Raw genomic sequence first — 23,255 nt, 5'->3', positions numbered from 1 at the left:
GCCTACCGGTGCGATCAGTGCGCAAGCTCCCAGCGAGGGCCGGCGGGGGTGTCCTCCACGATGACCCCGGCGGCGGCGAGCTCGTCGCGGATGGCGTCCGCGGCGGCGTAGTCCTTGCGGGCGCGGGCGGCCTGGCGCTGGTCCAGGGCGACGCGGACGAGGGCGGCGACGGTCTCGCGTGTGCGGTGGTCGCCGCCGGACTCGCGCCAGCGGGCCGAGCGGGGGTCCAGGCCGAGGACGTCGAGCATGTTCTGGGTCTCGGCGAGCAGCCGGGCGACCTGCTCCTTGTTGCCGGCCGCGAGGGCGACGTTGCCTTCGCGCACGACTTCGTGGATCACGGCCAGCGCCTGCGGGACGCCGAGGTCGTCGTTCAGGGCGTCCACGAACGGCTGCGGCAGCGGCGCCGCGGCGTCGACGTCGTGGATCACCTCGGCGGCGCGGGTGACGAAGCCCTCGATGCGCTGGTAGCCGGTGGCGGCCTCGGCCAGGGACTCGTCGGAGTAGTCGATGACCGAGCGGTAGTGCGCCGAGACGAGGTAGTAGCGCAGCTCGACCGGGCGGACCTTGGTCAGGATGGAGGGGATGAGCAAGGAGTTGCCGAGGGACTTGCTCATCTTCTCGGCGCCGATCTTGAGCATGCCGTTGTGCAGCCAGTACCGCGCGAAACCGTCGCCGGCGGCCTGGGACTGGGTGATCTCGTTCTCGTGGTGCGGGAAGATCAGGTCGACGCCGCCGCCGTGGATGTCGAAGGTCTCGCCGAGGTACTTGGTGGCCATGGCGGAGCATTCGAGGTGCCAGCCGGGCCGGCCGGCGCCCCACGGGGTGGGCCAGGTCGGCTCGCCGGGCTTGGCGCCCTTCCACAGCGCGAAGTCGCGGGGGTCGCGCTTGGCGGTGTCGCTGTCGGTGTCGCCGGCGGCCCGCATGTTCTCGGGGCGCTGGTTGGACAGCTTGCCGTACCGCTCGGCGTACGACATGACGTCGAAGTAGACGTCGCCGCCCGCGGCGTAGGCGTGGCCCTTGTCGATGAGCCGCTGCATGAGCTCGATCATCTCGGGGATGTGGCCCATGGCGCGGGGCTCGACGGTGGGCGGCAGGCAGCCGAGCTGGTCGTACGCCCAGGTGAACGCGCGCTGGTTGCGCTCGGCGACGACGAACCACGGCACGCCTTCTTCGGCCGCGACGCGTATGATCTTGTCGTCGAGGTCGGTGACGTTGCGGCAGAAGGTCACGTCGTAGCCGGAACGGCCGAGCCAGCGGCGCAGGACGTCGAAGTTGACGCCGGAGCGAATGTGCCCGACATGCGGCGGAGCCTGCACAGTGGCCCCGCACAGGTAGATCGATACCCGGCCCGGCTGGATCGGGACGAACTCGCGGACCGCACGGGTGCTGGTGTCGTAAAGGCGCAGGCTCACGAACGCAAGGCTAATGCCTCTCAGGCTCTGACAGGACATGTTGCCCGACCTCACACGTCTGTAAAACCAAAGTGATTCCAGCGCTCTTTTCTCCCAGGCCGCGTGCGTGTGTGACTTCTCCGGTGAAGGGTGGCTTGTCCTGGAGGATATATACCTCTTTGCGGTATTTACCGGGTTGCTTGACCCGGCCGAAACTTTGGATGCGGCACGTCCACAGGCCCCCTCGGGGACGCGCCCGAGGTGCCGCTTCGGCGCGCGCGACGGCCGGGGGCTGCGGTGATTCTGTAGGCTTCGAAGGGCCATGGACGTCACCCCTCCGCTGACGGCGGGCCCGGCGGCCCGTCGTCCTGCCGCCCCCGCCACGCCCGTCCCCGCCGCCGAGCCGAGCCGAGCCGGGCTCGCGCTGCGGCGTCTCGGGACCGCCGTCGCCGTGCTCGCCGTCGCCGGGCTCGCCGGGGCCGCCTGCATGCTTTCGTTCGAGCCGCTGCGCTCACTCGCCATGACCGGCGGTGCGCGGGGCGACCTCGCGTACCTGTATCCGGGGGGCTTCAACGCTCTGCTCGCGGTCGCGCTGATCAGCGTCTTCCTGCTGCGGTCGCGGCGGTGGGTGGTGCGGCTGCAGGCGGGGGTCGTGCTCACCCTGCTGATCGTCGCCGCGGCGGCGGCCAACACCGCCGTGGCCACCGGGGTCACCGTGAACCCCCGGGGAGCGGCGGTGACGGTGGCCGTGGTGCCGTGGGCGATGCTGGTGCTGGGGTTGTGGCTGCTGTTGCTGTCCGTCCGTACGCCTCAGGCGTCTGAGGACGAGACCACCGGGGACCTCGTGCCGTTCGGCGTGGAGCGGCCGGTGGCCGAGGGGCGCGACCCTGTGCTGGCGCCACCGCTCGAAGAGCCGGTGACGCCTCAGGAGCGGGAGGCGGCGGCGCGGCACCTTCCCGAGGCGGAGCCGGTGGTGGGTCCCACTCCGGCGCCTGAGACGCCTCCTGTGGATCAGCTACCTGCTCCCGAGGGCTCCCCTGTGCCTTCGGACCAGCCGCTGGTGCCGGAGCCTCGGCGGCGGGATCCCGACGTCCCGCTGCGGTGGGGGGATCTGGTGCGGCCGGCCAGTGGCGACGTGCTGGTGCATCCGCTGCCCGAGCCTGAGGCCGGCACTCAGCCGTATCCTGCGTTCAGCGGGGCGGACGAGTACGACCCTGGGCGGTACGTGGAGCGGCACGACGGACGGGACGCCGAGCCGGACGCGAGTTCTGATGTGGCCCCCGGTGCGGCCGCTGAGGCTTCCCCTGAGGTGGATGCCGACACGCAGCCGTACCCCAACCTGCGTGAGGACGCTCCTCGGCTCGTGACGGCCGAGCAGGACCCTGACCCGGCGCACGGTGCCTGGGTCGCGGAGCCAGAGGAGATCGCCGACCAGGACGAGACCACACCGGCGCAGCGCCGGCCGTATCCGGAGGAGACGACCGCTCCACCGTCGGGACGGATGCGTAGCACCCCGTTGCCGCCGGAGGAATGACCTTTCCCGGCTTGGTCGTCACCTCCACCGTCAGGGCGGATCGTCGGTCTCGGCGCCACCCGCCTGCGCCGCGACGAGCCGGCGCCTCCCTGCCGGCGCGGGCTACAGCGTGACGGCCGATCCGGAGGGAAACGAGTTCCGCTTGGACTGAACGACGGGGAACGTCACCCCGGTGAGGTCTTCGGAGACGGCCCACAGCCGCTGCTGGACGGCTATGTCGTACGACTCCGGGCTGGAGGTGACCAGCCGGGGGTGGCCCATGATCTCGTAGCGTCCGCCGGGACCGTAGTACTGGCCGCCGAGTACGGCGGGGTCGGTGGCGGCGCGCAGGGTCGGCAGCGCGCCCATCGCCGGCGTCTGGGTGATCAGAGGCGCGAGCCAGGTGAGCGGAAGCCGGAGGGCCGCGGGGGTGTTGCGGGCGAGCTCGGTGCTGGACACGCCGGGGTGCGCGGCCACCGCGACGGTGGTGCCGAGCGTGGCGAGCCGGCGCTGCAGCTCGTACGTGAACATCAGGTTGGCCAGCTTGGACTGACCATAGGCGGCGACCCGGCTGTACGACCGCTCCCACTGCAGGTCGTCGAAGTGGATCGCGGCCCGGATGCGGTGGCCGGTGCTGCTGACCGTCACCACACGCGAGCGGGGCACCGGCAGCATCAGGTCCAGCAGCAGCCCGGTGAGCGCGAAGTGGCCGAGGTGGTTGGTGCCGAACTGCGTCTCGAAGCCGTCCCGGGTGGTCTGCTTCGGGGTGTACATCACGCCGGCGTTGTTGATGAGCAGGTCGATCCGGTCGAGCCGGGACCGCAGCGCCGCCGCCGCGGTCCGGACGGAGTCGAGCGAGGTCAGGTCCAGCGCCTGCACGGTCACGTCGCCGGTCATGCGGGCCGCGGCCTGCTCGCCCTTCTCGACGTCGCGCACGGCGAGCACCACAGACGCCCCGCGCTCGGCGAGCGCCTTGGCGGTCTCGTACCCCAGTCCGGTGTTGGCCCCGGTCACCACGGCCACCCGCCCGCGCTGGTTCGGAATGTTCGCCGTTGTCCACTTCTCGCTCACGTCATGCTCCCAACTAACGTACCGAAGGTATCTTGTGTGGACGACGTTAAAGTACTGTTGGTACGTTGTCAACGTACCGCCGGTACCTAAGTTAGGCTGACGATCGTGGCTTTCCAGCGGGCGCGCACCGAGGAGCAGCGGGAGATCCGCCGGCGGGCGATCCTCGCCATGGCGTCGGCGATGCTCGACGAGATGCCTGTGGCCGCGGTCACCCTGAACGAGCTCAGCCGCCGTGTCGGCCTGGCGAAGCCGAACGTGCTGCGCTACTTCGAGTCACGCGAGGCGGTGCTGCTGGAACTGCTGGACCACTTCCTGCGGGAGTGGCTGACGGAACTGGCGGGCGAGTTGGCCGCCGGCGTCGACGAAGCTCTCCCCATGGCCGAGCGAGCGGCAGCGGTGGCCGAGATCCTCAGCCGCTCACTCTCCGGCCGAGTGGTGCTGTGCGAGCTCTTCGGCGCACAGGGCAGCGTCCTGGAACACAACGTCTCCGTCGAGGTCGTGGCACGCTACAAGCGCGCCTCCCTGGACCGCCTGACAACCATGACAGCCCTGATCCAGAAATACCTGCCGGAGCTAGGCGAGAACGCGACACTGTTCAGCCTGCAAACCATGGTCATGGCCGGCGCGCTGTCGGCGTACAGCACGCCCCCACCCAGCCTGCAGGCGGCCTACCAGGCCGAGCCCGACCTGGCCCGCTTCCACTTGGAGCTGAAGGACTCCTTGAAGCTGGCCCTGACCGCAACCCTCCTCGGCGTGCTACCCCGCCCCTGACCTGCGTTGCGCGGCGTGACCGGCGTCCAGCCGGTTTCGTGGCAGGAACATGGCCGGGAGGGTGGGACAGGGGAAGGCCCGCCCGGCGGGGCCGGGCGGGCCTTCCTTTTCAGTGGGCGGTGGCGGCTGTGGCCACCTGGGTTGGGGGCTTGTCAAACCCTGGTGCGACCGCGGAGGCCGGCGACCAGGCCGACGCCGACGACGGCGAGGACGACCTGGAGGACCAGTTCGATCCAGTCGATGCCGTTGGTCGTGGCTACACCCAGGACCTGGGCGATGGCGGTGCCGATCAGGGCCGCGACGATGCCGACGACGATGGTCAGGAGCCATCCGATGGGCTGGCGGCCGGGAAGGACCAGGCGGCCGAGGGCACCGATGATGGCGCCGATGACGATCGCGCCGAGGATGGTTTCGATGGACATATTGAGCCTCCCCTATGAGGGTCACACCTTCACGCTGAAGAGGTGGCTACCCCATCTTGGAGGACTATTCCTGAGAATTGCGAACCCGCAGGTCAGGACGGTAAAGAAAAACGGGCGGCGGCCCGCACACCCGCGCCGGTGGGCGGGACCGCCGTCCGTAGGAGGATTCGCGAGTGGTGTGCTGCCGCCCGGGATCCTGCTAGTACGACGTGCCGGGAGCACCGTCGGTTGGTGCCGTCACGGTCATGGATCCCTTACCTCGAACACGATCGCGGTGGTGACGCCTCGCGACGAGCGGTGAGGGCTATGCCGTTACCTCGAACACGATCGCGGTGGCGATGGCGGCGACGCCCTCGCCGCGGCCGGTGAGGCCCAGGCCGTCGGTCGTGGTGGCGCTGACGGAGACGGGGGCGGCGACGGCGGCGCTCAGGGCCTTCTCCGCCTCGGGGCGGCGTGGGGCTAGTTTGGGGCGGTTGCCGATGATCTGCACGGCGATGTTGCCGATGGTGAAGCCGGCGGCACGGAGGTGGCGCGCGGTCTCCTCCAGCAGGGCCACCCCGGGGGCACCGGACCATCGGGGGTCGGCCGTGCCGAACAGGCCGCCGAGGTCGCCCAGGCCGGCCGCCGAGAGCAGCGCGTCGCAGCACGCGTGCGCGGCGGCGTCGCCGTCGGAGTGGCCGGAAAGCCCGACCTCGCCGGGCCAGTACAGCCCGGCGAGGTGGAGCTCACGGCCGGATGCGAAAGGGTGGACATCGACGCCGACGCCCACCCTAGGCAGTGATGGTGTGTTCAGGAGTTCAGGACCTCGTCGAGGAGGGCTTCCGCCTTGTCCTCGTTCGTCTTCTCAGCGAGGGCGAGTTCGCTGACCAGTATCTGCCTGGCCTTGGCGAGCATGCGCTTCTCGCCGGCCGACAGCCCGCGCTCCTTGTCGCGCCGCCAGAGGTCGCGCACCACTTCGGCCACCTTGTTCACGTCGCCGGACGCGAGCTTCTCAAGGTTGGCCTTGTAGCGGCGGGACCAGTTGGTGGGCTCTTCCGTGTGCGGCATGCGCAGCACATCGAAGACACGCTCCAGGCCTTCCTGGCCTACAACGTCACGCACACCGACGAGCTCGGCGTTCTCCGCCGGCACCTGAACGGTAAGGTCGCCCTTGTCGACCTTCAGCACCAAATAGGTTCTGTCCTCGCCCTTGATGGTGCGGGTCGTGATGGCTTCGATTCGAGCAGCCCCGTGGTGGGGGTAGACGACAGTGTCGCCGACCTGGAAAGTCATGTGACAAGTACCCCTTCCGCTGTACTCCAGGATACCACGCGTCAGTCCCCTCCCGGAACAGTGAAATCAACATAACTGCAGGTCAAAGCCTCCATTTGGGACTTGACAACTGCGCGTGCATGTGAATCCGGCGTGGAAAAACGGCCGATGACCTGCGCTCCGGCACGCCTCGCGACGCCCCCGGGGCGGCTGCGAGAGGGACCCCTGGCGCCGATAAGGTGGGCCCCTGGCCATACCCGTGTGCACCAAGGAGACCCCGAACAGTGACCAGCACCAGCCGTCGCCGGGTGACCGTCGTCACCGCGCTGCTCGCCTTGTCCCCGGCGCTGGCCGCGTGCGGCGCCGGGCCCGACGCGAACACCAGCAACGCTTACGCCCCGACCGAGGCGAACGTGCTGATGGACAGCAGCGGCTCCGCCAAGACGTACGGCAGGAACGGCATCAAGATCCCGCAAGCTTTCCTCCTCGGCCCGGACTCGGGGGCACGCGTCCCCGCGGGTGGCTCGTTGCCCCTGTTCCTCTCCATGGTGAACTACGGAACGGCTCCGGACACCCTGAACGGCATCAAGGTGACCGGCCAGGGCTCCGCGACGGTCAAGGCCCCCGGCCCCCTCACGCTGCCGCCCGGGCAGCTCGTCAACACCGGCAGGCCCGCCTCCCAGTTCGTCGTGCAGGGCACCCAGAAGGAGCTGCTGGGCGGCGAGACCCTGTCGCTGACCCTCAGCTTCGCCAACGCCGGCGACATCACCATGACCGTCCCCGTGGTCACCCGCAGCCGCGAGTACAGCAGCCTGTCCCCGGCCCCGAGCGCCGTCCCCACGCCGACGGCCACCACGACGGCCGTCCCGAGCGCCACCCCGACGGCCGACCCCACCGCGAGCTCCTGAGCGGCACGAGAAAGGCCTCCCGCCCCGGCACAGGGGTGGGAGGCCCGGAGAAGCCGTTCTAGGCCTCTGTGGGGTCGAACTTGTAGCCGAGGCCCCGCACGGTGAGGATGCACCGCGGGTTGGACGGGTCGGACTCCACCTTGGCCCTCAGCCGCTTCACGTGGACGTCCAGGGTCTTGGTGTCCCCCACGTAGTCGGCGCCCCAGACGCGGTCGATGAGCTGGCCCCGGGTGAGCACCCGCCCGGCGTTGCGCAGCAGCACCTCCAGCAGCTCGAACTCCTTCAGGGGGAGCTGCACCGGACGGCCGCGCACCGCGACGATGTGGCGGTCGACGTCCATGCGCACCGGCCCGGCGGTCAGCACGGCGGACTCGATCTCCTCGATGTCGCCCTGGCGCCGCAGCACGGCGCGGATGCGGGCCACCAGCTCACGCGAGGAGAACGGCTTGGTGACGTAGTCGTCGGCGCCGAGCTCCAGCCCCACGACCTTGTCGATCTCGCTGTCCTTGGCGGTCAGCATGATGACCGGCACCTTGGAACGCTGCCGCAGGGAACGGCACACCTCGGTCCCCGGCAGCCCGGGGAGCATCAGGTCGAGCAGCACCAGGTCGGCGCCGTTGCGGTCGAAGGTGTCCAGCGCTTCGGGCCCGGTGGTGGCCACGGCCACCTCGAACCCTTCCTTGCGGAGCATGTAGGACAAGGCGTCGGAGAACGACTCCTCGTCCTCGACGACGAGCACGCGGGTCACTTCGCGGCCTCCAGGGGATTAGTTGTGCTGCTCGGCGCGGCCACAGCCGCGCCGCCGAAGGCCGGGATACGAAGGGTGAAGGTGGAGCCCGAGCCTTCCTTGCTCCAGACCGTCACCTCGCCGCCGTGCGCCACGGCGACGTGTTTGACGATGGCGAGACCGAGCCCGGTGCCGCCGGTCGCGCGGGACCGGGCGGCGTCCACCCGGAAGAACCGTTCGAAGATCCGCTCCAGGGAGCTCTCCGGGATGCCGATGCCCTGGTCGCTGACGCTGATCTCGACGGTGTCCCCGGTCGCCCGCGCGCACACCACGACCCGGGTGTTCTCGGGGCTGTAGGCGACGGCGTTGTCGATCAGGTTGCGCAGCGCGGTGACGAGCAGTTCGTCGTCCCCCCACACGCGCAGGCCCTCGGTGCCGCCGGCCACCAGGGCGATCTCCTTGACGCTCGCCCGGGTGCCGCAGCGGTCGATGGCCTCGTGCACCACCTCGTCCACGGGCACACAGCCGGGAGTGGGGATCGGCTCGCCGCCCTGGATGCGGGACAGGGTGATCAGGTCCTGCACGAGGTACGTCAGCCGGGCGGCCTCGTGCTGCATGCGCCCGGCGAAGCGGGTCACCGCCACGGGGTCGTCGGCGGCGTCCTGCACGGTCTCGGCGAGCAGGCTGAGCGCACCGACGGGGGTCTTGAGCTCGTGGCTCACGTTGGCGACGAAGTCGCGGCGCACCGCCTCGACGCGGCGGCGCTCGGTCTGGTCCTCGGCGAGGACGAGCACCTGGCCGTGGGTGCCGAGCGGCGCCACCCGCACGGCGAACGTCGTGGGCTCCACGCCGAACCTGTTGCCGGCGACCTCGATCTCGCTCTCGCGGATCTCGCCGCTGCGCCGCACCTGGCGGGCCAGCGCGAGCAGCTCGGCGGCGGTGAGGTGATCACCCTTGACCAGGCCGAACGCGCGGGCGGCCGAGCTGGCGCGCAGCACCCGGTCGTCGCGGCCGAGCACGACCGCCGACGAGGGCAGCACGGCGAGGACCGAGGCCACCCCCTGCGGAAGGACGTTGTCGGTGGTCTCGCTCGGGCCGTCCGGTTGCTTCTCGCGTGGGCGCACCGCCATCATCACGATCGCCCCGACGACGAACCCCGCCAGCGCCGCCAGGCTCGTCACGATCTCACTCACGCTTTCGATGGTAGGTGGCTTGACCTGGGGACCTGGTACCCCGGGAGGCCCCTTTCCTGGAGAGTTCACCTACTGGACGAAGTTCGTTCACGATCGCGCGCGTAGCGTGAGCGCCATGCGCGACGCTTTCCACGACGAACTCAACGCTCTCACCGACCGCCTGGTGGAGATGACCCGCCTGGTCCGTTCGGCCATGTCGAGGGCCACCACGGCGCTGATCGACGCCGACCTGCAGCTCGCGGAGAGCGTCATCTCGCAAGACGCCGAGGTCGACCGCATCCACGCGGAGCTGGAGTCCTCGATCTACGAGCTCATGGCCACGCAGCAGCCGGTCGCGGTGGACCTGCGCACGGCCATCACGGCCCTGCGGATGGGCAGTGACCTGGAGCGCATGGGCGACCTCGCCGAGCACGTGGCGAAGATCGCCCGGATGCGCCACCCCGAGTCGGCGATCCCCGCCGAGGTGCGCGACACCATCCTGGAGATGGGGCAGATCGCCGAGCGCCTGGTGACCAAGACCGGCGCCTGCATCGTCGGCCAGGACATCGAGCTCGCCAAGGAGCTGGAGACCGACGACGACGAGATGGACCGCCTGCACCGGCGGCTGTTCCGGGTGTTGCTGTCCAAGGACTGGAAGCACGGCATCGAGCCGGCGATCGACATCACGCTGACCGGCCGGTACTACGAGCGCTACGCCGACCACGCCGTACGGGTCGCGCGGGACGTGGTCTACCTGGTCACCGGGAGCAGGGACCCCGACCTCTCCGAATGAGGGGCTCCATCGACCTCTCCCACCGAGGGGCGTTCACATAGATGGGGGCGCGGCCGTGGCCGCGCCCCTTTTCCGTTCGTCCGTGTGCGCGGTCAGCGGCCCTGGTTGGCCACGGCCTCGATGGCGGCCTTGGCGGCCTCGGGGTCGAGGTACTCGCCGCCGGCCACGACGGGCTTGTAGGCGGCGTCGAGCTCGTACCGCAGCGGGATGCCGGTGGGGATGTTGAGCTTGGCGATCGCCTCGTCGGAGATGCCGTCCAGGTGCTTGACCAGGGCGCGCAGCGAGTTGCCGTGCGCGACCACCAGCACGGTGCGGCCCGCGGCGAGGTCGGGGACGATGTTGTCGTACCAGTACGGCAGCATGCGCCCGACGACGTCCTTCAGGCACTCGGTGCGCGGCAGCAGCTCCGGCGGCAGCGCGGCGTAGCGGGCGTCACCGGCCTGGGAGTACTCGTCGTCGTCCGGCAGGGGCGGCGGGGGCACGTCGTAGGAGCGGCGCCACAGCGTGAACTGCTCGTCGCCGAACTCCTCGCGGGTCTGCGCCTTGTTCTTGCCCTGCAACGCGCCGTAGTGGCGCTCGTTGAGCCGCCAGGACCGCGTGACCGGCAGCCACAGCAGGTCCGCGGCGCCGAGCGCGATGTTCGCCGTCTGGATGGCCCGGGTGAGCACCGAGGTGTGCACAACGTCCGGGCGCAGTCCCGTGTCGAGCAGCAGGCGGCCGCCGCGGCGGGCCTCCTCCTCGCCCGCCGTCGAGAGCGTCACGTCGACCCAGCCGGTGAACAGGCCCTTCGCGTTCCACTCGCTCTCGCCATGCCGCAATAGCACCAAAGTCGCCATGCGCCCAAGCTTAGGGTGTGGCGGCGGGCCCGCTCTCGCGCCGTCCCCGCTCGACGACGCCGGCGAAGGCCCGCAGGTTCGCGAGGGATTCGCCGCGCTTGACCCGCCACTCCCACTCGCGGCGGATGGAGGAGGCGAACCCGAGCTCCAGGGCGCGGTCGAACCACTCGTCGGCGTAGGTGAGGACGCAGCCGAGGAGCCGGTCGATCTCCTCGGCCGACACCGACGACAGGGGCAGGCGGCCCACCAGATGCACGTCACCCATCGAGTCCAGGGCGAAGTGAACGCCGTACATGGAACCGTTCTTGGTGAGCAGCCACCGGTAGAACTCGGTGTGGTTCTCGTCGGGCCTGCGGCAGAAGAACGCCTCCACGTGCAGCGCCTGGTCGCTGACGGTGAGCCAGGTCATGGTGGCCAGCTTGTGCTGGCCGGGCAGGCGCACCAGGAACGCCCCGGGGCGCGGGTGCTCGTAGGTCACCTCGGCGGCCTTGAGCGCGGCTTCGACGACGGCTTCGTGATCCATGTCTCTCACTCCCGCGTGACTACCCGGCTGGACCACGTGTATCAGGAGAGCGGCCCCGGTGTTCAGAGGGGGGCGCCGACATGGGCGTGCGCCATGCGTGCCGAGGCCCCGTACACGTCCAGCAGGCGGCCCGCGGTGGCGGACCAGCCGAAGGCCGCGGCGTGGTCCCTGGCCCCGGCGGCGAGCACCCCGCGCCAGGTGGGCCGGTCGGCCAGCGTCCGCAGCGCCCTGGCCCACTCGCGCGGTTCGTGGCCCTCGATCAGCGTCCCGGAGACGCCGTCCCGTACGGCCGTGCGGAGCCCGCCGACGGACGCCGCGGCGACCGGCGTGCCGCACGCCTGGGACTCCAGGGCGACCAGGCCGAACGACTCGTTGTAGGACGGGACGGCGGTGACGTCGGCCGCGCGGTACCAGTCGGCCAGCTCGTGCTGCGGCGCGGGCGGCGCGAGCCTGACGACGTCGGCGATGCCGAGGGCGGCGGCGAGGTCGGTGAGATAGGACGGCCGGGCGAGGCCGTTGCCGCTGAGGCCGCCGACGAACGCCACCAGCAGCCTCGAGCGCAGCGCGGGATCGTCGGCGAGCATGCGGGCGGCGGCCTTGAGCAGCACGTCCGGGCCCTTGAGCGGCTGGATGCGCCCGACGAACAGCATGATGTACGCGTCCCGCGGCAGGCCGAGCCGGGCGCGGGCGTCGGCCTTGGAGCCGGGCTTGAACACCTGGAGGCTGACGCCGGGGTTGACCACCGCGACCCGCGAGGCGGGGGCGCCGTACAGGTCGATCAGTTCCCTGGCCTCGGTGGCGGTGTTGGCGACCAGGCGGTCGGCGACCTCCACCACCTGCTCCTCGCCGAGCACCCGGGCGACCGGCTCGGGCTTGTCGCCCCGGGCCAGCAGGAGGTTCTTGACCTTGGCCATGGTGTGCATGGTGTGCACCAGCGGCACGCCCCAGCGCTCCTTGGCGAGCCAGCCGACCTGGCCGGACAGCCAGTAGTGGGAGTGGATCACGTCGTAGTGCCCCGCGTCGTACGCCGCCTCGGTGCGCAGCACGCCGGACAGGAAGCCGCAGAGCTGGCCGGGAAGGTCGCCCTTGTCCAGTTCCTCGTACGGTCCGGCGGTGACGTGGCGCACGGTCACTCCGGGCACGAGTTCGACGGTGGGCGGCAGGTCCCTGGAGGTCTGCCTGGTGAAGATCTCGACCTCCACGCCGCGGCCGGCGAGACGTTTGGCCACCTCGACGATGTAGACGTTCATCCCCCCCGCGTCGCCGGTGCCCGGCTGGTCCAGCGGCGAAGTGTGCATACTGATCGTCGCGACCCGTCTGATGCTGGGCACGAGCGGCGCTCCCGCCACCTGACACCACCTCCAGACCGGTTATAACCGGTGGATAGTCCGGTAGATTCCCGCTTTTCCGCTCATCGGACCTCGCGCGACGCGACCGCTAGCACGCTGGCAGGATGGCCTGCGGGGACGGGCGGGCGTCCCGGGACCCCCATGACAGGGCCGTGAAACGGTGAGGACGGACGATGACGAAGACAGCGGTGGTGACCGGCGCGAGCAGCGGCATCGGGGAGGCGACCGCGCGGCGGCTCGCCGCCGAGGGCTTCGACGTGGTCGCGGCGGCCCGGCGCAGGGACCGGCTGGACAAGCTGGCCGCCGAGGTGCCCGCGATCCGCCCCGCCACGCTGGACGTCACCTCCGACGAGTCGGTCGCCGAGTTCGCCGCCACCCTGGACCGCTGCGACGTCCTGATCAACAACGCCGGGGGCGCCGTCGGGCTGGAGCCGGTCGCCGAGGGCCTGGTGGACGACTGGCGGCGCATGTACGAGGTCAACGTGCTGGGGTCGCTGCGCATGACCAAGGCCCTGCTGCCCAAGCTGGTCGAGTCGGGGGACGGCGTGCTGGTGCTGCTCACCTCGGTCGCCGGGCTGGTCTCCTACGAGGGGGGCGGCGGGTACGTCGCGGCCAAGCACGCGCAGACGTCCATGGCCGAGACGTTGCGGCTGGAACTGTGCGGGGAGCCCGTGCGGGTCGTGGAGATCGCGCCGGGCATGGTGCACACCGAGGAGTTCTCGCTCACCCGGTTCCGCGGGGACGCCGAGCGGGCCGAGCGGGTGTACGAAGGGGTGCCTGGGCCGCTCAGCGCCGATGACGTGGCCGACGCCATCGCCTGGTGCGTCACCCGGCCGTGGAACGTCAACATCGACCGGCTGGTGATCCGGCCGCGCGCCCAGGCGGCGCAGCACAAGGTCCACCGGATCTCCTGAGCCCCGGCGTGCGCGCACGGGCCGGCCGTCCGTCCGGCGAGATCACCAGGGGCACCACGGGCCACAACCGGCTGCGGCGGGCGGACCGCTGGGTGGCCGCCGTGTACGGCCCGCTGCTGGTGTCCGCCGAGCGGCCCCTGGTCGTGGACCTCGGCTACGGGGCCTCCCACGTCACCACGACCGAGATGTTCCTGCGGCTGCGCCGGATCCGGCCGGACGTCGAGGTGGTGGGCGTCGAGATCGACCCGGCGCGGGTCGCGGCGGCGCGGCCGTACGAGCGTCCGGGGTTGTCGTTCGCGTACGGCGGGTTCGAGCTGCCGGTGGACCGGCCCCCGACGGTCGTGCGGGCCTTCAACGTGCTGCGGCAGTACGACGAGGCGCGGGCGTGGGAGGCGTGGGGCCTGCTGCGCTCGCGGCTGGCGCCGGGCGGGGTGATCGTCGAGGGCACCTGCTCGGAGGTCGGCCACCGCGCGGCGTGGGTGGCGCTGGACGCGGCAGGGCCGCGCACGGTGACGCTGGCGGCGCGGCTCGCCGGGTTCGGCACCCCCGCGGATCTGGCGGAACGGCTGCCGAAGACGCTGATCCACCGGAACGTACCCGGTGAGCCCGTGCACGCGTTCCTGCGGGACTTCGAGCACTGCTGGCAGGTGGCCGCGCCGTACGGGGCGTACGGCACGCGGGCCCGGTGGACGGCGGCGGTGGAGCGGCTCGCGGACACCTGGCCGGTGGCGGCCCGGCCGCCGCTCGGGGGGCGGCGCAGGTGGCGGCTCGGTGAGGTGACCGTGCCGTGGGCCGCGCTCGCGCCACAGGGCCCCGTCCTCTACGCGACGTAGTACTACCCAAGGTAGGCTTGTCCGCGTGAAGGGTCTCGGTGAGCTTGAGCGCAGTGTCATGGACATCTTGTGGGCCCAGAACGCCCCCCTGACCGCACGGGAGGTCGGACGCCTCATCGCCGATCGCGATCTCGCGCCGACCACGGTCATGACCGTTCTGGACCGGCTCACCCGTAAAGGTTTCCTCCGCCGCACCCGTGACGGCCGCGCCTGGCGGTACGAACCCATGGCGGGCCGCGACGCGTACGTCGCCGAGCTTATGCTGGAAGCCTTGGACATGACCGGAGACCGATCCGCGGCGCTCACCCGCTTCGCGCAGACGGTCTCCGGATCCGAGGCCGAAATCCTGCGCAAAGCACTCACGGAGCTGGAAGAAGAGTGATCGCCGCCGCTGTCCTGACCGCGCTCGCCCTGGCGTGCGCGGTGGGCGCGTGGCGGCTGACGTTCGCACGCTGGCCCTGGCGCACCCCGCGGGCGGCGATCCTGCTCTGGCAGTCGCTCGGCGTGACGTGGGGCCTGGCGAGCGTCGGCGCGCTGCTGGCGTACGCCCTGGCACCCTACGGCGGCGGCGTGGTGTTCGGCCTGCACGCCTACGCGGACTCGGCGTTGTCGTCCGGCATGGGGCACGGGCTGGTGCTGCCGCACGACCTTCCCCGCGTCGCCGCGATGATCGCGGGGCTGGCGCTGCTCGGCGTGCTGGTGTCGGTGCTGCTGGCGGCGGGGGCGCAGACGCTGCTCGCGCGGCGGCGCCACCGGGTGCTGCTGTCGCTGATCTCCCGTGAGGACCCCGGGGTGCCGGGTGTGCGGGTGCTCGACCACCCCGGCGCCACCGCGTACTGCCTGCCGGGCCTGCGGTCGGAGGTCGTGGTGAGCGCGGGCACGTTGTCGCTGCTCAGCCAGGACGAGCTGTCGGCGGTGCTCGCCCACGAGGCCGCGCACGCGCGCGAGCGGCACGACCTGGTGCTGCTGCCGTTCACGGCGCTCACCCGGGCGCTGCCGTGGCTGAGCGTGGTGCGCGACGCCCACTCCTCGGTCGCCCTGCTGGTCGAGATGGCCGCCGACGACCGCGCCCGCCGCTACTGCTCGGCGCGGCGCCTCGCCACCGCGCTGCTGCGGTTCGGCACCGCGGGCACCGTGCCGACGCCGAGCGGGGCGCTCGGCGCGGGGGGCGAGCAGGTCATGGCGCGGGTGAACCGCCTGGTCAAGCCGGGTGCGGCGCTGCCCCGGCGTTTCCGGTACGGGCTGGTGACGTTCTCGATGTTGTTGTCGGTGTCCGCGCCGTTCCTTTGGCTCTACCCGGGCTGACCGATCCCTGGCGCTTGCTGGTGTTAGCCACCGCGTTTGCAATTGCAAGCAGCGTGCGGCAGACTTGAGGCATGGAACTACCGAAGGTCGGCTCGATCGGCGAGTACATCCGCGATCAGCGGAAGCAGGCGAAGATCTCCCTGCGCCAGCTCGCCAGCCAGGCGGGGGTGTCCAACCCCTACCTGAGTCAGATCGAGCGCGGGCTGCGCAAGCCGAGCGCGGAGATCCTCAACCAGATCGCCAAGGGTCTGCGGATCTCGTCCCAGGCGTTGTACGTGCAGGCGGGGCTGATGGACGACCGCGTGCCGGACAGCGACGTGCTCGCCGCGGTAAGGGCCGACCAGCACCTGTCCGAGCGGCAACGCCAGGTGCTCATCGACATATACGAGTCGTTCCGCAAGGAGAACCTCGCCGAGGCCCCGGAACCGGACGGGCGTTTCGACGCCCCGCCCGGGCCGGAGCCTGGCGGGACCGGCGCGGACCGCGCCGAGGAGGATGCCGCCTCCTCGCGCGCGGCGCGGAACGGCCGTGTTCAAACTGAACCCAAGAAAGGTTAACCCATGCCTATCAACGCCGAGGTCAAGAAGCTGACCGACTCCAAGCCGTTCTACGCCGTCGCGGGTGCGGGCGACTACGCGGTCGAGAAGCTGCGTGAGCTGCCCGAGCAGTTCCAGCGACTGCAGGCCCGCCGCGGCGAGGTGCGCGACGTCGCTCGCGAGCTGCCCACCATGGCGCGGCGGTACGCCGGGAACGTCCAGGTCAAGGCCGAGTCCGTGGCCCGGGACCTTCCGAACCTCGCCAAGGTGTACGCCGACCAGCTCGCCGGCAAGGCCACGCTCCTGTACGACCAGTTCGCCAACCGGGGCCGCAAGGTCGTCAGCCGGGTGACCGGTGAGGCCGCGCTGGAGCTGCAGGAGGCGTCCACCGCCGCCGAGCCGCCGGCCGCCGCCGGCCCCGCGGGCAGGACCACCACGGCGAAGACCACCGCCGCAAGGAAGCCGGCGCGCACGACCGGCCCGAAGGCCTGATCTCCGCTTCACCGTATCGAGAACCGCACGGCCCGCCCGGAACCCCGGGCGGGCCGTGTGCGTTCGTCCAGGTACGCCGGTCCCGTCCCTGCCCGGCGCCGAAACGACGTGGTGCGAGCTAGGCTGAACCTCGGCAGGCCACATACCCCTGGGAGACGTCGATGTTCCAGATCCATGGAGTCCTGGATCTCATTTTCTGGGTGCTCGCCATCGGGGCGCTCGGCCTGTGCGTCTGGGCCCTGGTGCACGCCCTGCGGACCCCCGCCCGCGCGTTCGCCGTGGCCGGCAAGCTCAAGAAGCAGTGGTGGATGCTCATCCTGGTGTTCGCGACACTGTTCTCCTTCGCGGCGGTCGTGCAGTACCTCCCCACGCTGAGCATCTTCGTGATCGCGTCGGTCATCGGGTCGGGCATCTACCTCGCGGACGTCAAGCCCGCCGTCAACGAGATCGGCCGGGGCGGCAGCGGAGGGTCCAGCGGCCCGTACGGCCCCTGGTGATCCTCCCGGCACAAGCATGACCGCCGGGTCCGGCGTCCGGCGCACCGTCCACAGACTTCTCGCCCTGGCCTGAGTCGTCCACAGGTGGTCGTCATCCCCCGGCGCCGTGTCGCCGGTGCCCGCTAGGCTGACGCCCCATGATGGATCTTCTCCGTCGAATCGCCCCCGTGGCCGCCCTCGCCGTCCTTCCCGTGCTCGCCGTGCCCCTCGCCGCCCCCGCGTCCGCCGCGGCCGGGCGGGTGAGCCGCATCAGCATGACCTTGGAGCTGCGGCCGGGGGGTGTGCTGCACGTCAAGGAGCAGATCACCTACACCGGGCAGGTCAGGCGCACCCTGCTCACCCGTGTGCGCCACGACGACGCCAACGACCGCCTGTACCGCGTCGCCGGCTTCACGGGGCAGGGCACGCTCTCGGGCGCCACCATCACGCCCAAGGGGAACGGCACCGCCACCTTCGAGTACGACGTGACCGGCGCCGTCACCCCGATCAGCGGCGGCGAGGAGCTGCGGTGGTTCGCCGCGGGCGGCTGGGACTCGCCGGTGGACGCCGTGCTGGTCACGATGACCGGGCCCTCGCCGATGCAGAGCCTCTCGTGCTTCGCCGGTGACCTGACGTCGGCCATCGGGTGCACCGCGGTGTCCATGGACGAAAGCGGCACCCGCGCGGAGTTCGAGCAGCAGGGCCTCCCGGCGGGCCAGACGTTCACCGTCGTCGCGGGCTTCCCCGCGGGCACCACGGGCGGCGCGCCGATCCTGGAGCGCCGCTTCGAGCTGGCGAGCGCTTTCACGCTGAACACCGTCACCGGCGGCGCGCTGGCCGGCCTGCTGGTGCTGCTGCTCGGCGGCCTCGTGCTGCTGTACTGGACCCGGGGCAGGGACGCCCGCGCCGTGCAGAGCGAGTCCGGCTCCCTCACCGCCGTCCAGGACGGCCGTTTCGCCCCGCCCGACGGCGTGCGTCCCGGGCAGGTCGGCACCCTGATCGACGAGCAGGCCGACGTCGTGGACGTCACCGCCACCGTCGTCGACCTCGCCGTCCGCGGTTATCTGCGCATCGACGAGCAGCCCCGCGGCGCGTACGACGCCCCCGACTGGCTGCTGGTGAAGCTCTCCGGCCCGTCGCTCGACGATCTCCTCGACTACGAGCGCGCGCTGTACAACGCCGTCTTCGACGGCCGTGACGCCGTGCTGCTCTCGCAGCTCCACGGCTCGTTCGCCGCCGGCCTCGGCAAGGTCCGCGACGCCCTGTACCGCGACGTGGTGGGCCAGGGCTGGTTCGCGCGCCGCCCCGACTCCGTCCGCACCCGCTGGACCACTCTCGGCGTCCTCGTCACCTGCCTGGGTGTCGTCGCCACCGTGCTCCTGGCCTGGTTCACCACCTACGGCCTGCTGGGCCTTGCGCTGATCATCGCCGGCGCGGGCCTGTCCGTGGGCGGCCAGTACATGCCCGCCAAGACCGCCAAGGGCTCCACCGCCCTCGCCCACACCCTCGGCTTCCGCCACTACCTGACGACCGGAGAGATCGACGACGTGCCGCCGGCCCAACGGGTGGAGCTCTTCTCCCGTTACCTCCCCTACGCCGTCGTCTTCGACACCGTCGACCACTGGGCCAGGGTGGTCGCCTCGATCAACGGCAACGGCCACCGGGCGGACAACCTGTACTGGTACCACGGCCCGGCCGAGTGGGACCTGTCCAACTTCGCCGCCTCCATGACCACGTTCACCGCCACCACCTCAGGCGCCATCTCGTCCTCCCGCCAGTTCCGCCGTCCCCTTTAGGCGGGCGGGTCACAGGTGGCCGTGGACGCGGACCTCGCCCACGGGAAGGCCGCCGCCGTACTGGGGCGGGGTGGCCAAGGGGGCCAGTTCGGGAGAGTCCAGGCCGAGGGCCCGGAGGGTCGCGATGGTGGCGGGCACCCGGGCGCGCTGCCCGCCGTCCACGATCTTCACCGTGGCGGTGCGGCCGTCCTCGAACGCGAAGGCGTCGAACGCCTCGGCGCCCGCTTTGAGCATCAGCCCCGGGATGGCGCGCATCAGCGCGGCTTCGGGGCGGGAGGTGCCGGACGTCCATTCGGGGTGGGCACGCATGGCGTCGGCTATCCGGCGTTCGGGGGTGCCCGCCGGGGCGAGCACCATGGCGCGGAAAGCGCGGGCCACGCCGGTCATCGAGGCGAAGTACAGCGGGGCACCGCACCCGTCCACACCGGTGGCGGCCACACGCTCACCGGTCAGCTCCTCGATGGTGGCACGGATGGCGCGTTGCAGCGGGTGCCCGGGGAAGCGGTAGTCGTCCAGGGGCCAGCCGTTGACCACGCACGTCGCCAGCATCGCGGCGTGCTTGCCGGAGCAGTTCATCGTGATCCTCGCCGGTGCGCCACCGTTCCTGAGGACACGATGAGCGGCACCCACGTCGCCGGGAAGGTCCTCCGGGCAGCGCAGGGCGTCCTCGTCCAGCCCGGCCCCGACAAGGATCTTGGAAACCCCCTGGACGTGGAACTCCTCGCCCGCGTGGCTGGCACAGGCGAGGGCCAGCAACTCGCCGTCCAGGTCCAGCCCGGAGCGCAGCATGCCGAGCGCCTGCAGTGGTTTCATCGACGACCGCGGTGAGGCGGCCGCCGTCACGTCCCCTCGGACGGCCACCGGCGACCCTTCGGCGTCCATGGCGAACACCCAGGCATGGTGAACCGACTCGACGAAACCGGACCGGACGACTTCCACGATGAGCGGTGCAGCGGACACGTCATCTCCCTTCGCCGATTGAGTTTACGGATGTCCGTTGCCCGGCGTTCAGCCCGCCCGGACACCCACTCACCTGGACCGGGTGGAAGAATGCGGGACCATGCGTGCGGTGGTGCAGCGGGTGACGTCCGCGTCGGTGGTGGTCGGCGGCCGGACAGTCGGAGCGATCGACGGGCCGGGGCTGCTCGTGCTGGCCGGCGTCACCCACGGCGACGGCCCCGCCGAGGTCAGAAAGCTCGCCACCAAGCTGTGGGGCCTGCGCGTCCTGGACGGCGAGAAGTCCTGCTCCGACGTCGGCGCCCCCCTGCTGGTGGTCAGCCAGTTCACCCTCTACGGCGACACCCGCAAAGGCCGCCGCCCCACCTGGCAGGCCGCCGCCCCCGGCCCGATCGCCGAACCCCTGGTCGAGGCCCTGGTCACCGAGCTACGCACCCTCGGCGCCCATGTCGAGACAGGCGTCTTCGGCGCCGACATGAAGGTCCACCTGGTGAACGACGGCCCCATCACCTTGATCATCGAGGTCTGACCCCGCGTCCGCCACGAGACGTTCCCGCTTGCCCGCCCCGCGAGGGTGTTCCGGTGCCGTCGCGCGGTCAGCGGATGCGGCGGCGGAGCGCCGGGTCGATGGTGACGTTGCGGCCGGCGTCGGGGGGGACGACGACCTCCTGGGTGGCGGCGACGCCGCCGGCCAGCAGGTCGATGTCGACCGGGACGGTGCGCTTGACCACCGCGAGGGCGATGGGGCCGAGCTCGTGGTGGCGGGCGGAGGAGCCCACGAAACCGATCTGGCCGGGCTCGGCGGTGCCCTCGACGGCGGCTTCGGGGTCGGCCTCCCGGGGGGTGCTGACGCCCAGGGTCACGGGGGCGCCGTGCGGGGGGAGGGTGTCGGCGCTGCCGTCCAGGTGGAGGAAGACCAGGCGGCGGGGCGGGTGGCCGAGGTTGTGCACCCGGGCGACGGTCTCCTGGCCGCGGTAGCAGCCCTTGCTGAGGTGGACGGCGGCGCCGATCCAGCCGACCTCGTGCGGAATGGTCTTGTGGTCGGTGTCGAAGCCGAGGCGCGGCAGGTGGGCCTCGATGCGCAGCGCCTCGTACGCCCACAGGCCGGCGGGGCGCAGGCCGAGAGCGGCGGGCAGGCCGGCCAGGCGCTCCCGCTGGACCAGCAGGTCCTCGCCGATCGCGATCACGTCGGACGGCGCCGCCGCGGGGGCCCCGGCGCCGGGGCCGCCGACGGTGACCACGGCGTACTCGGCCGTCATGTCGGTCACCTCGACACGCAGCATGAAGCGCATCTTCTCCAGGAACGCGATCAGCGGCCCCGCCGTGCCCGGCTCGACGTGCGCCCAGACGGAGGCGCCGTCGTCGACGAGGGTGAGGTGGTGCTCCACCCGGCCCTGCGGGTCGAGCAGCAGGGTCTGCGACGGCGTGCCCGGGGTGAGCGTGTCGAGCTTCTGGGAGCTCAGGTTGTTGAGCCAGGTGAGCCGGTCGGGCCCCGAGATCCGCACGACCTCCCGGTTGCTCCGGTCGACCAGCGCCTCACCCGCCGCCAAGGCGCGCTGCTCGGCGTACAGCTCGCCGTAGTGCGCGGCGACGGCCTGGTCGGGAGCGTCCGCGGCGACGGCGCCTGGCGTGTCAAGCAGAGGGCTTCGCATGCCTCCAAGGCTATTGCGCCCCCGCCACTCCCGTGCCCGCGACGGACGCCGGAACCGCTCCCGTGACCCGGACGTCAGGGCCGGCAGTCCCGGCACTGGCCGAAGATGGTGAGGTGGTGGACGTCGGTCACGAAGCCCTGCTCACGGTCCAATGTGTCCACCAGGCCCTGGACGACCTCCGGCCGGACCTCGGTGACCTTCTCGCAGTTCCGGCACACCAGGTGGACGTGGTCGGCCTCGCTCGCCAGGTGATAGGTGGGCGCGCCGTGCCCGAGGTGGGTGTGGGTGACCATGCCGAGCTCTTCGAGCAGCTCCAGCGTGCGGTACACCGTGGAGATGTTGACGCCCCGCGCCGTCTCCTGCACCTCGCCGCAGATGTCCTCCGGCGTGGCGTGCCCGAGCCGCGTCACCGCCTCCAGCACCAGTTGCCGCTGCGGCGTGACCCGGTACCCCCGCGAACGTAACTCCTCGTGCCAAGTCCCGGCCATGCCTCTGAGTCTACGGTTCCGCCGTGCCACTGACGCCGTCCGATCCCGTGCGGCGAGGCCCCCGCTGTGCCGCCGCGACGGTCTCTTCTCGCCGGGCGTCCCCTCCGTCCGGCGCTTGGAGGAAGCTAGAAGTCAGCCAGAGGGGGCCGGCTCGCGCGCGGCCCTCGGTGCGGCGAAATCGCAGGTCAAAGGGAGCGGCGTTAATTGTTTGCCTTTGATCCAGGGGTCGCATAGCGTACTAGGCACGCAGAAAGGAGGTGGTCCAAACAATGGTTAGTCATTATTGGACTAGCGAGGTGGCTGTCCGCTAGGACATCGCCTGAGTCAGGACCTTCTGTCCAGACGTCCTGCCTCCTCGCGGGGCGCAGGTGGCGTCCGGCGTAAACCAAGGCAGACACCGGAACCCCGGGCGGCCGGCGGGGGGAGTTCGTGTAACTCCTTCCATGGTCCAGCCGGCCCACTTCCCATGAGAAGTGGAGCACGCCCGGGGTTTTCTCATTCCCGCGTGTTCACGCGACCTTCTTGAGCTCCGCCGACAGGTGCGATGTCAGGGGATGCCCTTCGGCGGCCATGTCGTAGGCGTACATCAGGTTGCCCTCGACCAGGCCGTAGAGGCGGTGGCCCGCGGTGTACTCCTTCGCGGTGGCGGTGCGGGCCACCACGTCGCTGCGCAGCTCGATCTTGTGGAAGGCCACCTCGCCGATGTAGATCTCGACGATGCCGGTGGGGTGGGCGAGCACGACCTCAAGCTGGCGGTCGGGCTGGGCGCGCCAGTAGCCGGTCTCCCTGGCAAGGGGGCGGACCATGTTGCCGTCGTCGTCCAGGAGCCAGGTGCGGCTCTCGTAGGCCAGGAACGGCTTGCCGTTGTGCTCGAAGACGACCTCCTGGCCGTAGCGGAAGCTCTCGATCGACGGGTAGCCGCCCACGCCGGCACCCTCCCACCTGCCCAGCAGGAAGGCGATCGGCTCCAGGGCGGGGTGCAGTTCTGGGGCATCCATGGAGACGAGCCTAGAGGGCCACGGACCTGAGCCGGAACGGGGGAACGGCCTGGTGGATCGCGGTCGCGGGCGAATAGGCTG

Annotated in this window: 27 protein-coding genes; 13 read left to right on the top strand and 14 right to left on the bottom strand. The window is 71.2% G+C overall.

Annotation, left to right across the window (positions count from 1 at the left end):
• Positions 1 to 14: 14 nt before the first annotated feature.
• Positions 15 to 1,412: a cysteine--tRNA ligase gene (gene cysS / locus ABGB17_RS03915; RefSeq protein WP_347626310.1), complete on the bottom strand. Its 1,398-nt coding sequence runs from the start codon at positions 1,410 to 1,412 to the stop codon at positions 15 to 17.
• 301 nt (positions 1,413 to 1,713) lie between these two features.
• On the opposite strand from cysS, the gene ABGB17_RS03910 reads away from it, so the two are divergent.
• Positions 1,714 to 2,925, top strand: coding sequence for a DUF2637 domain-containing protein (locus ABGB17_RS03910; RefSeq protein WP_347626309.1), 1,212 nt, complete (start codon positions 1,714 to 1,716; stop codon positions 2,923 to 2,925).
• Positions 2,926 to 3,027: 102 nt separating this feature from the next.
• On the opposite strand, the gene ABGB17_RS03905 is transcribed toward ABGB17_RS03910, so the two are convergent.
• Positions 3,028 to 3,975, bottom strand: coding sequence for an SDR family NAD(P)-dependent oxidoreductase (locus tag ABGB17_RS03905; protein ID WP_347626308.1), 948 nt, complete (start codon positions 3,973 to 3,975; stop codon positions 3,028 to 3,030).
• Positions 3,976 to 4,080: 105 nt separating this feature from the next.
• Between ABGB17_RS03905 and ABGB17_RS03900 the strand changes: the two genes are divergently transcribed.
• Entirely contained in the window at positions 4,081 to 4,746 is a 666-nt protein-coding gene (locus ABGB17_RS03900; RefSeq protein ID WP_347626307.1) for a TetR/AcrR family transcriptional regulator, read from the top strand.
• A gap of 152 nt (positions 4,747 to 4,898) precedes the next feature.
• Here the strand turns inward: ABGB17_RS03900 and ABGB17_RS03895 are convergent, their stop codons facing one another.
• The 3 genes from ABGB17_RS03895 to ABGB17_RS03885 form a co-directional block, all read right to left on the bottom strand.
• Positions 4,899 to 5,168: a GlsB/YeaQ/YmgE family stress response membrane protein gene (locus ABGB17_RS03895; protein WP_347626306.1), complete on the bottom strand. Its 270-nt coding sequence runs from the start codon at positions 5,166 to 5,168 to the stop codon at positions 4,899 to 4,901.
• A gap of 304 nt (positions 5,169 to 5,472) precedes the next feature.
• Entirely contained in the window at positions 5,473 to 5,937 is a 465-nt protein-coding gene (gene ispF / locus ABGB17_RS03890) for a 2-C-methyl-D-erythritol 2,4-cyclodiphosphate synthase (protein WP_347626305.1), read from the bottom strand.
• Positions 5,938 to 5,957: 20 nt separating this feature from the next.
• Complete coding sequence (locus tag ABGB17_RS03885) at positions 5,958 to 6,440, bottom strand: CarD family transcriptional regulator (RefSeq protein ID WP_114028347.1); 483 nt, start codon at positions 6,438 to 6,440, stop codon at positions 5,958 to 5,960.
• 263 nt (positions 6,441 to 6,703) lie between these two features.
• Between ABGB17_RS03885 and ABGB17_RS03880 the strand changes: the two genes are divergently transcribed.
• Positions 6,704 to 7,327 carry a copper chaperone PCu(A)C gene (locus tag ABGB17_RS03880; RefSeq protein ID WP_347626304.1) on the top strand — a complete coding sequence of 208 codons (624 nt, stop codon included), beginning with the start codon at positions 6,704 to 6,706 and terminating at the stop codon, positions 7,325 to 7,327.
• 58 nt (positions 7,328 to 7,385) lie between these two features.
• Here ABGB17_RS03880 and ABGB17_RS03875 read toward each other — a convergent pair whose 3' ends face one another.
• Together ABGB17_RS03875 and ABGB17_RS03870 are read right to left on the bottom strand one after the other, a co-directional pair.
• Complete coding sequence (locus tag ABGB17_RS03875) at positions 7,386 to 8,075, bottom strand: response regulator transcription factor (protein ID WP_347626303.1); 690 nt, start codon at positions 8,073 to 8,075, stop codon at positions 7,386 to 7,388.
• Positions 8,072 to 9,184, bottom strand: coding sequence for an ATP-binding protein (locus ABGB17_RS03870; protein ID WP_347626331.1), 1,113 nt, complete (start codon positions 9,182 to 9,184; stop codon positions 8,072 to 8,074). Before ABGB17_RS03870 ends, ABGB17_RS03875 begins: the two co-directional genes overlap by 4 nt.
• A 178-nt stretch (positions 9,185 to 9,362) precedes the next feature.
• Between ABGB17_RS03870 and phoU the strand changes: the two genes are divergently transcribed.
• The gene (gene phoU, locus ABGB17_RS03865; RefSeq protein ID WP_347626302.1) at positions 9,363 to 10,019 is read left to right on the top strand and encodes a phosphate signaling complex protein PhoU; all 657 of its coding nucleotides are present in this window, start codon (positions 9,363 to 9,365) and stop codon (positions 10,017 to 10,019) included.
• A 92-nt stretch (positions 10,020 to 10,111) separates the two neighbouring features.
• Here phoU and ABGB17_RS03860 read toward each other — a convergent pair whose 3' ends face one another.
• The 3 genes from ABGB17_RS03860 to mshA form a co-directional block, all read right to left on the bottom strand.
• Positions 10,112 to 10,855, bottom strand: a complete 744-nt coding sequence (locus ABGB17_RS03860; protein WP_347626301.1) for a phosphoglyceromutase — start codon at positions 10,853 to 10,855, stop codon at positions 10,112 to 10,114.
• A gap of 10 nt (positions 10,856 to 10,865) precedes the next feature.
• Positions 10,866 to 11,378, bottom strand: coding sequence for a YbjN domain-containing protein (locus tag ABGB17_RS03855; protein WP_347626300.1), 513 nt, complete (start codon positions 11,376 to 11,378; stop codon positions 10,866 to 10,868).
• Between the two features lie 62 nt (positions 11,379 to 11,440).
• Positions 11,441 to 12,709, bottom strand: coding sequence for a D-inositol-3-phosphate glycosyltransferase (mshA, locus tag ABGB17_RS03850; protein WP_347626299.1), 1,269 nt, complete (start codon positions 12,707 to 12,709; stop codon positions 11,441 to 11,443).
• A 191-nt stretch (positions 12,710 to 12,900) separates the two neighbouring features.
• On the opposite strand from mshA, the gene ABGB17_RS03845 reads away from it, so the two are divergent.
• From ABGB17_RS03845 to ABGB17_RS03810, 8 genes are all read left to right on the top strand, one after another.
• Positions 12,901 to 13,641, top strand: a complete 741-nt coding sequence (locus ABGB17_RS03845) for an SDR family oxidoreductase (RefSeq protein ID WP_347626298.1) — start codon at positions 12,901 to 12,903, stop codon at positions 13,639 to 13,641.
• An 8-nt stretch (positions 13,642 to 13,649) separates the two neighbouring features.
• Positions 13,650 to 14,474, top strand: a complete 825-nt coding sequence (locus ABGB17_RS03840; RefSeq protein ID WP_347626297.1) for a class I SAM-dependent methyltransferase — start codon at positions 13,650 to 13,652, stop codon at positions 14,472 to 14,474.
• A 25-nt stretch (positions 14,475 to 14,499) separates the two neighbouring features.
• Entirely contained in the window at positions 14,500 to 14,856 is a 357-nt protein-coding gene (locus ABGB17_RS03835) for a BlaI/MecI/CopY family transcriptional regulator (RefSeq protein ID WP_347626296.1), read from the top strand.
• Positions 14,853 to 15,779: a M56 family metallopeptidase gene (locus ABGB17_RS03830; protein WP_347626295.1), complete on the top strand. Its 927-nt coding sequence runs from the start codon at positions 14,853 to 14,855 to the stop codon at positions 15,777 to 15,779. Before ABGB17_RS03835 ends, ABGB17_RS03830 begins: the two co-directional genes overlap by 4 nt.
• A 71-nt stretch (positions 15,780 to 15,850) precedes the next feature.
• The gene (locus ABGB17_RS03825; protein WP_347626293.1) at positions 15,851 to 16,336 is read left to right on the top strand and encodes a helix-turn-helix transcriptional regulator; all 486 of its coding nucleotides are present in this window, start codon (positions 15,851 to 15,853) and stop codon (positions 16,334 to 16,336) included.
• Positions 16,337 to 16,339: 3 nt separating this feature from the next.
• The gene (locus ABGB17_RS03820; protein ID WP_347626292.1) at positions 16,340 to 16,807 is read left to right on the top strand and encodes a hypothetical protein; all 468 of its coding nucleotides are present in this window, start codon (positions 16,340 to 16,342) and stop codon (positions 16,805 to 16,807) included.
• A gap of 161 nt (positions 16,808 to 16,968) precedes the next feature.
• On the top strand, positions 16,969 to 17,304 hold the full coding sequence (locus tag ABGB17_RS03815; protein WP_347626291.1) for a DUF2516 family protein: 336 nt from the start codon (positions 16,969 to 16,971) through the stop codon (positions 17,302 to 17,304).
• Positions 17,305 to 17,441: 137 nt separating this feature from the next.
• Entirely contained in the window at positions 17,442 to 19,079 is a 1,638-nt protein-coding gene (locus ABGB17_RS03810) for a DUF2207 domain-containing protein (RefSeq protein WP_347626290.1), read from the top strand.
• A 9-nt stretch (positions 19,080 to 19,088) separates the two neighbouring features.
• Here ABGB17_RS03810 and ABGB17_RS03805 read toward each other — a convergent pair whose 3' ends face one another.
• Entirely contained in the window at positions 19,089 to 20,039 is a 951-nt protein-coding gene (locus tag ABGB17_RS03805) for an asparaginase (RefSeq protein WP_347626289.1), read from the bottom strand.
• Between the two features lie 100 nt (positions 20,040 to 20,139).
• Here ABGB17_RS03805 and dtd point away from each other — a divergent pair, with 100 nt between their 5' ends.
• The gene (dtd, locus tag ABGB17_RS03800; RefSeq protein ID WP_347626288.1) at positions 20,140 to 20,565 is read left to right on the top strand and encodes a D-aminoacyl-tRNA deacylase; all 426 of its coding nucleotides are present in this window, start codon (positions 20,140 to 20,142) and stop codon (positions 20,563 to 20,565) included.
• A 67-nt stretch (positions 20,566 to 20,632) separates the two neighbouring features.
• Here the strand turns inward: dtd and ABGB17_RS03795 are convergent, their stop codons facing one another.
• The 3 genes from ABGB17_RS03795 to ABGB17_RS03785 form a co-directional block, all read right to left on the bottom strand.
• The gene (locus ABGB17_RS03795; protein WP_347626287.1) at positions 20,633 to 21,688 is read right to left on the bottom strand and encodes a folate-binding protein; all 1,056 of its coding nucleotides are present in this window, start codon (positions 21,686 to 21,688) and stop codon (positions 20,633 to 20,635) included.
• Positions 21,689 to 21,762: 74 nt separating this feature from the next.
• A complete protein-coding gene (locus ABGB17_RS03790) occupies positions 21,763 to 22,176 on the bottom strand; it encodes a Fur family transcriptional regulator (protein WP_347626286.1) in 414 nt (137 codons plus the stop codon).
• 509 nt (positions 22,177 to 22,685) lie between these two features.
• Complete coding sequence (locus tag ABGB17_RS03785; protein WP_347626285.1) at positions 22,686 to 23,174, bottom strand: FABP family protein; 489 nt, start codon at positions 23,172 to 23,174, stop codon at positions 22,686 to 22,688.
• Positions 23,175 to 23,255 lie beyond the last annotated feature (81 nt).

Origin of the sequence: Sphaerisporangium sp. B11E5 (assembly GCF_039871875.1) — a bacterium.
Taxonomy (GTDB): Bacteria; Actinomycetota; Actinomycetes; order Streptosporangiales; family Streptosporangiaceae; genus Sphaerisporangium.
Note: the sequence above shows the minus strand (reverse complement) of the source record. Positions and strands in the feature narration are given on the sequence as shown.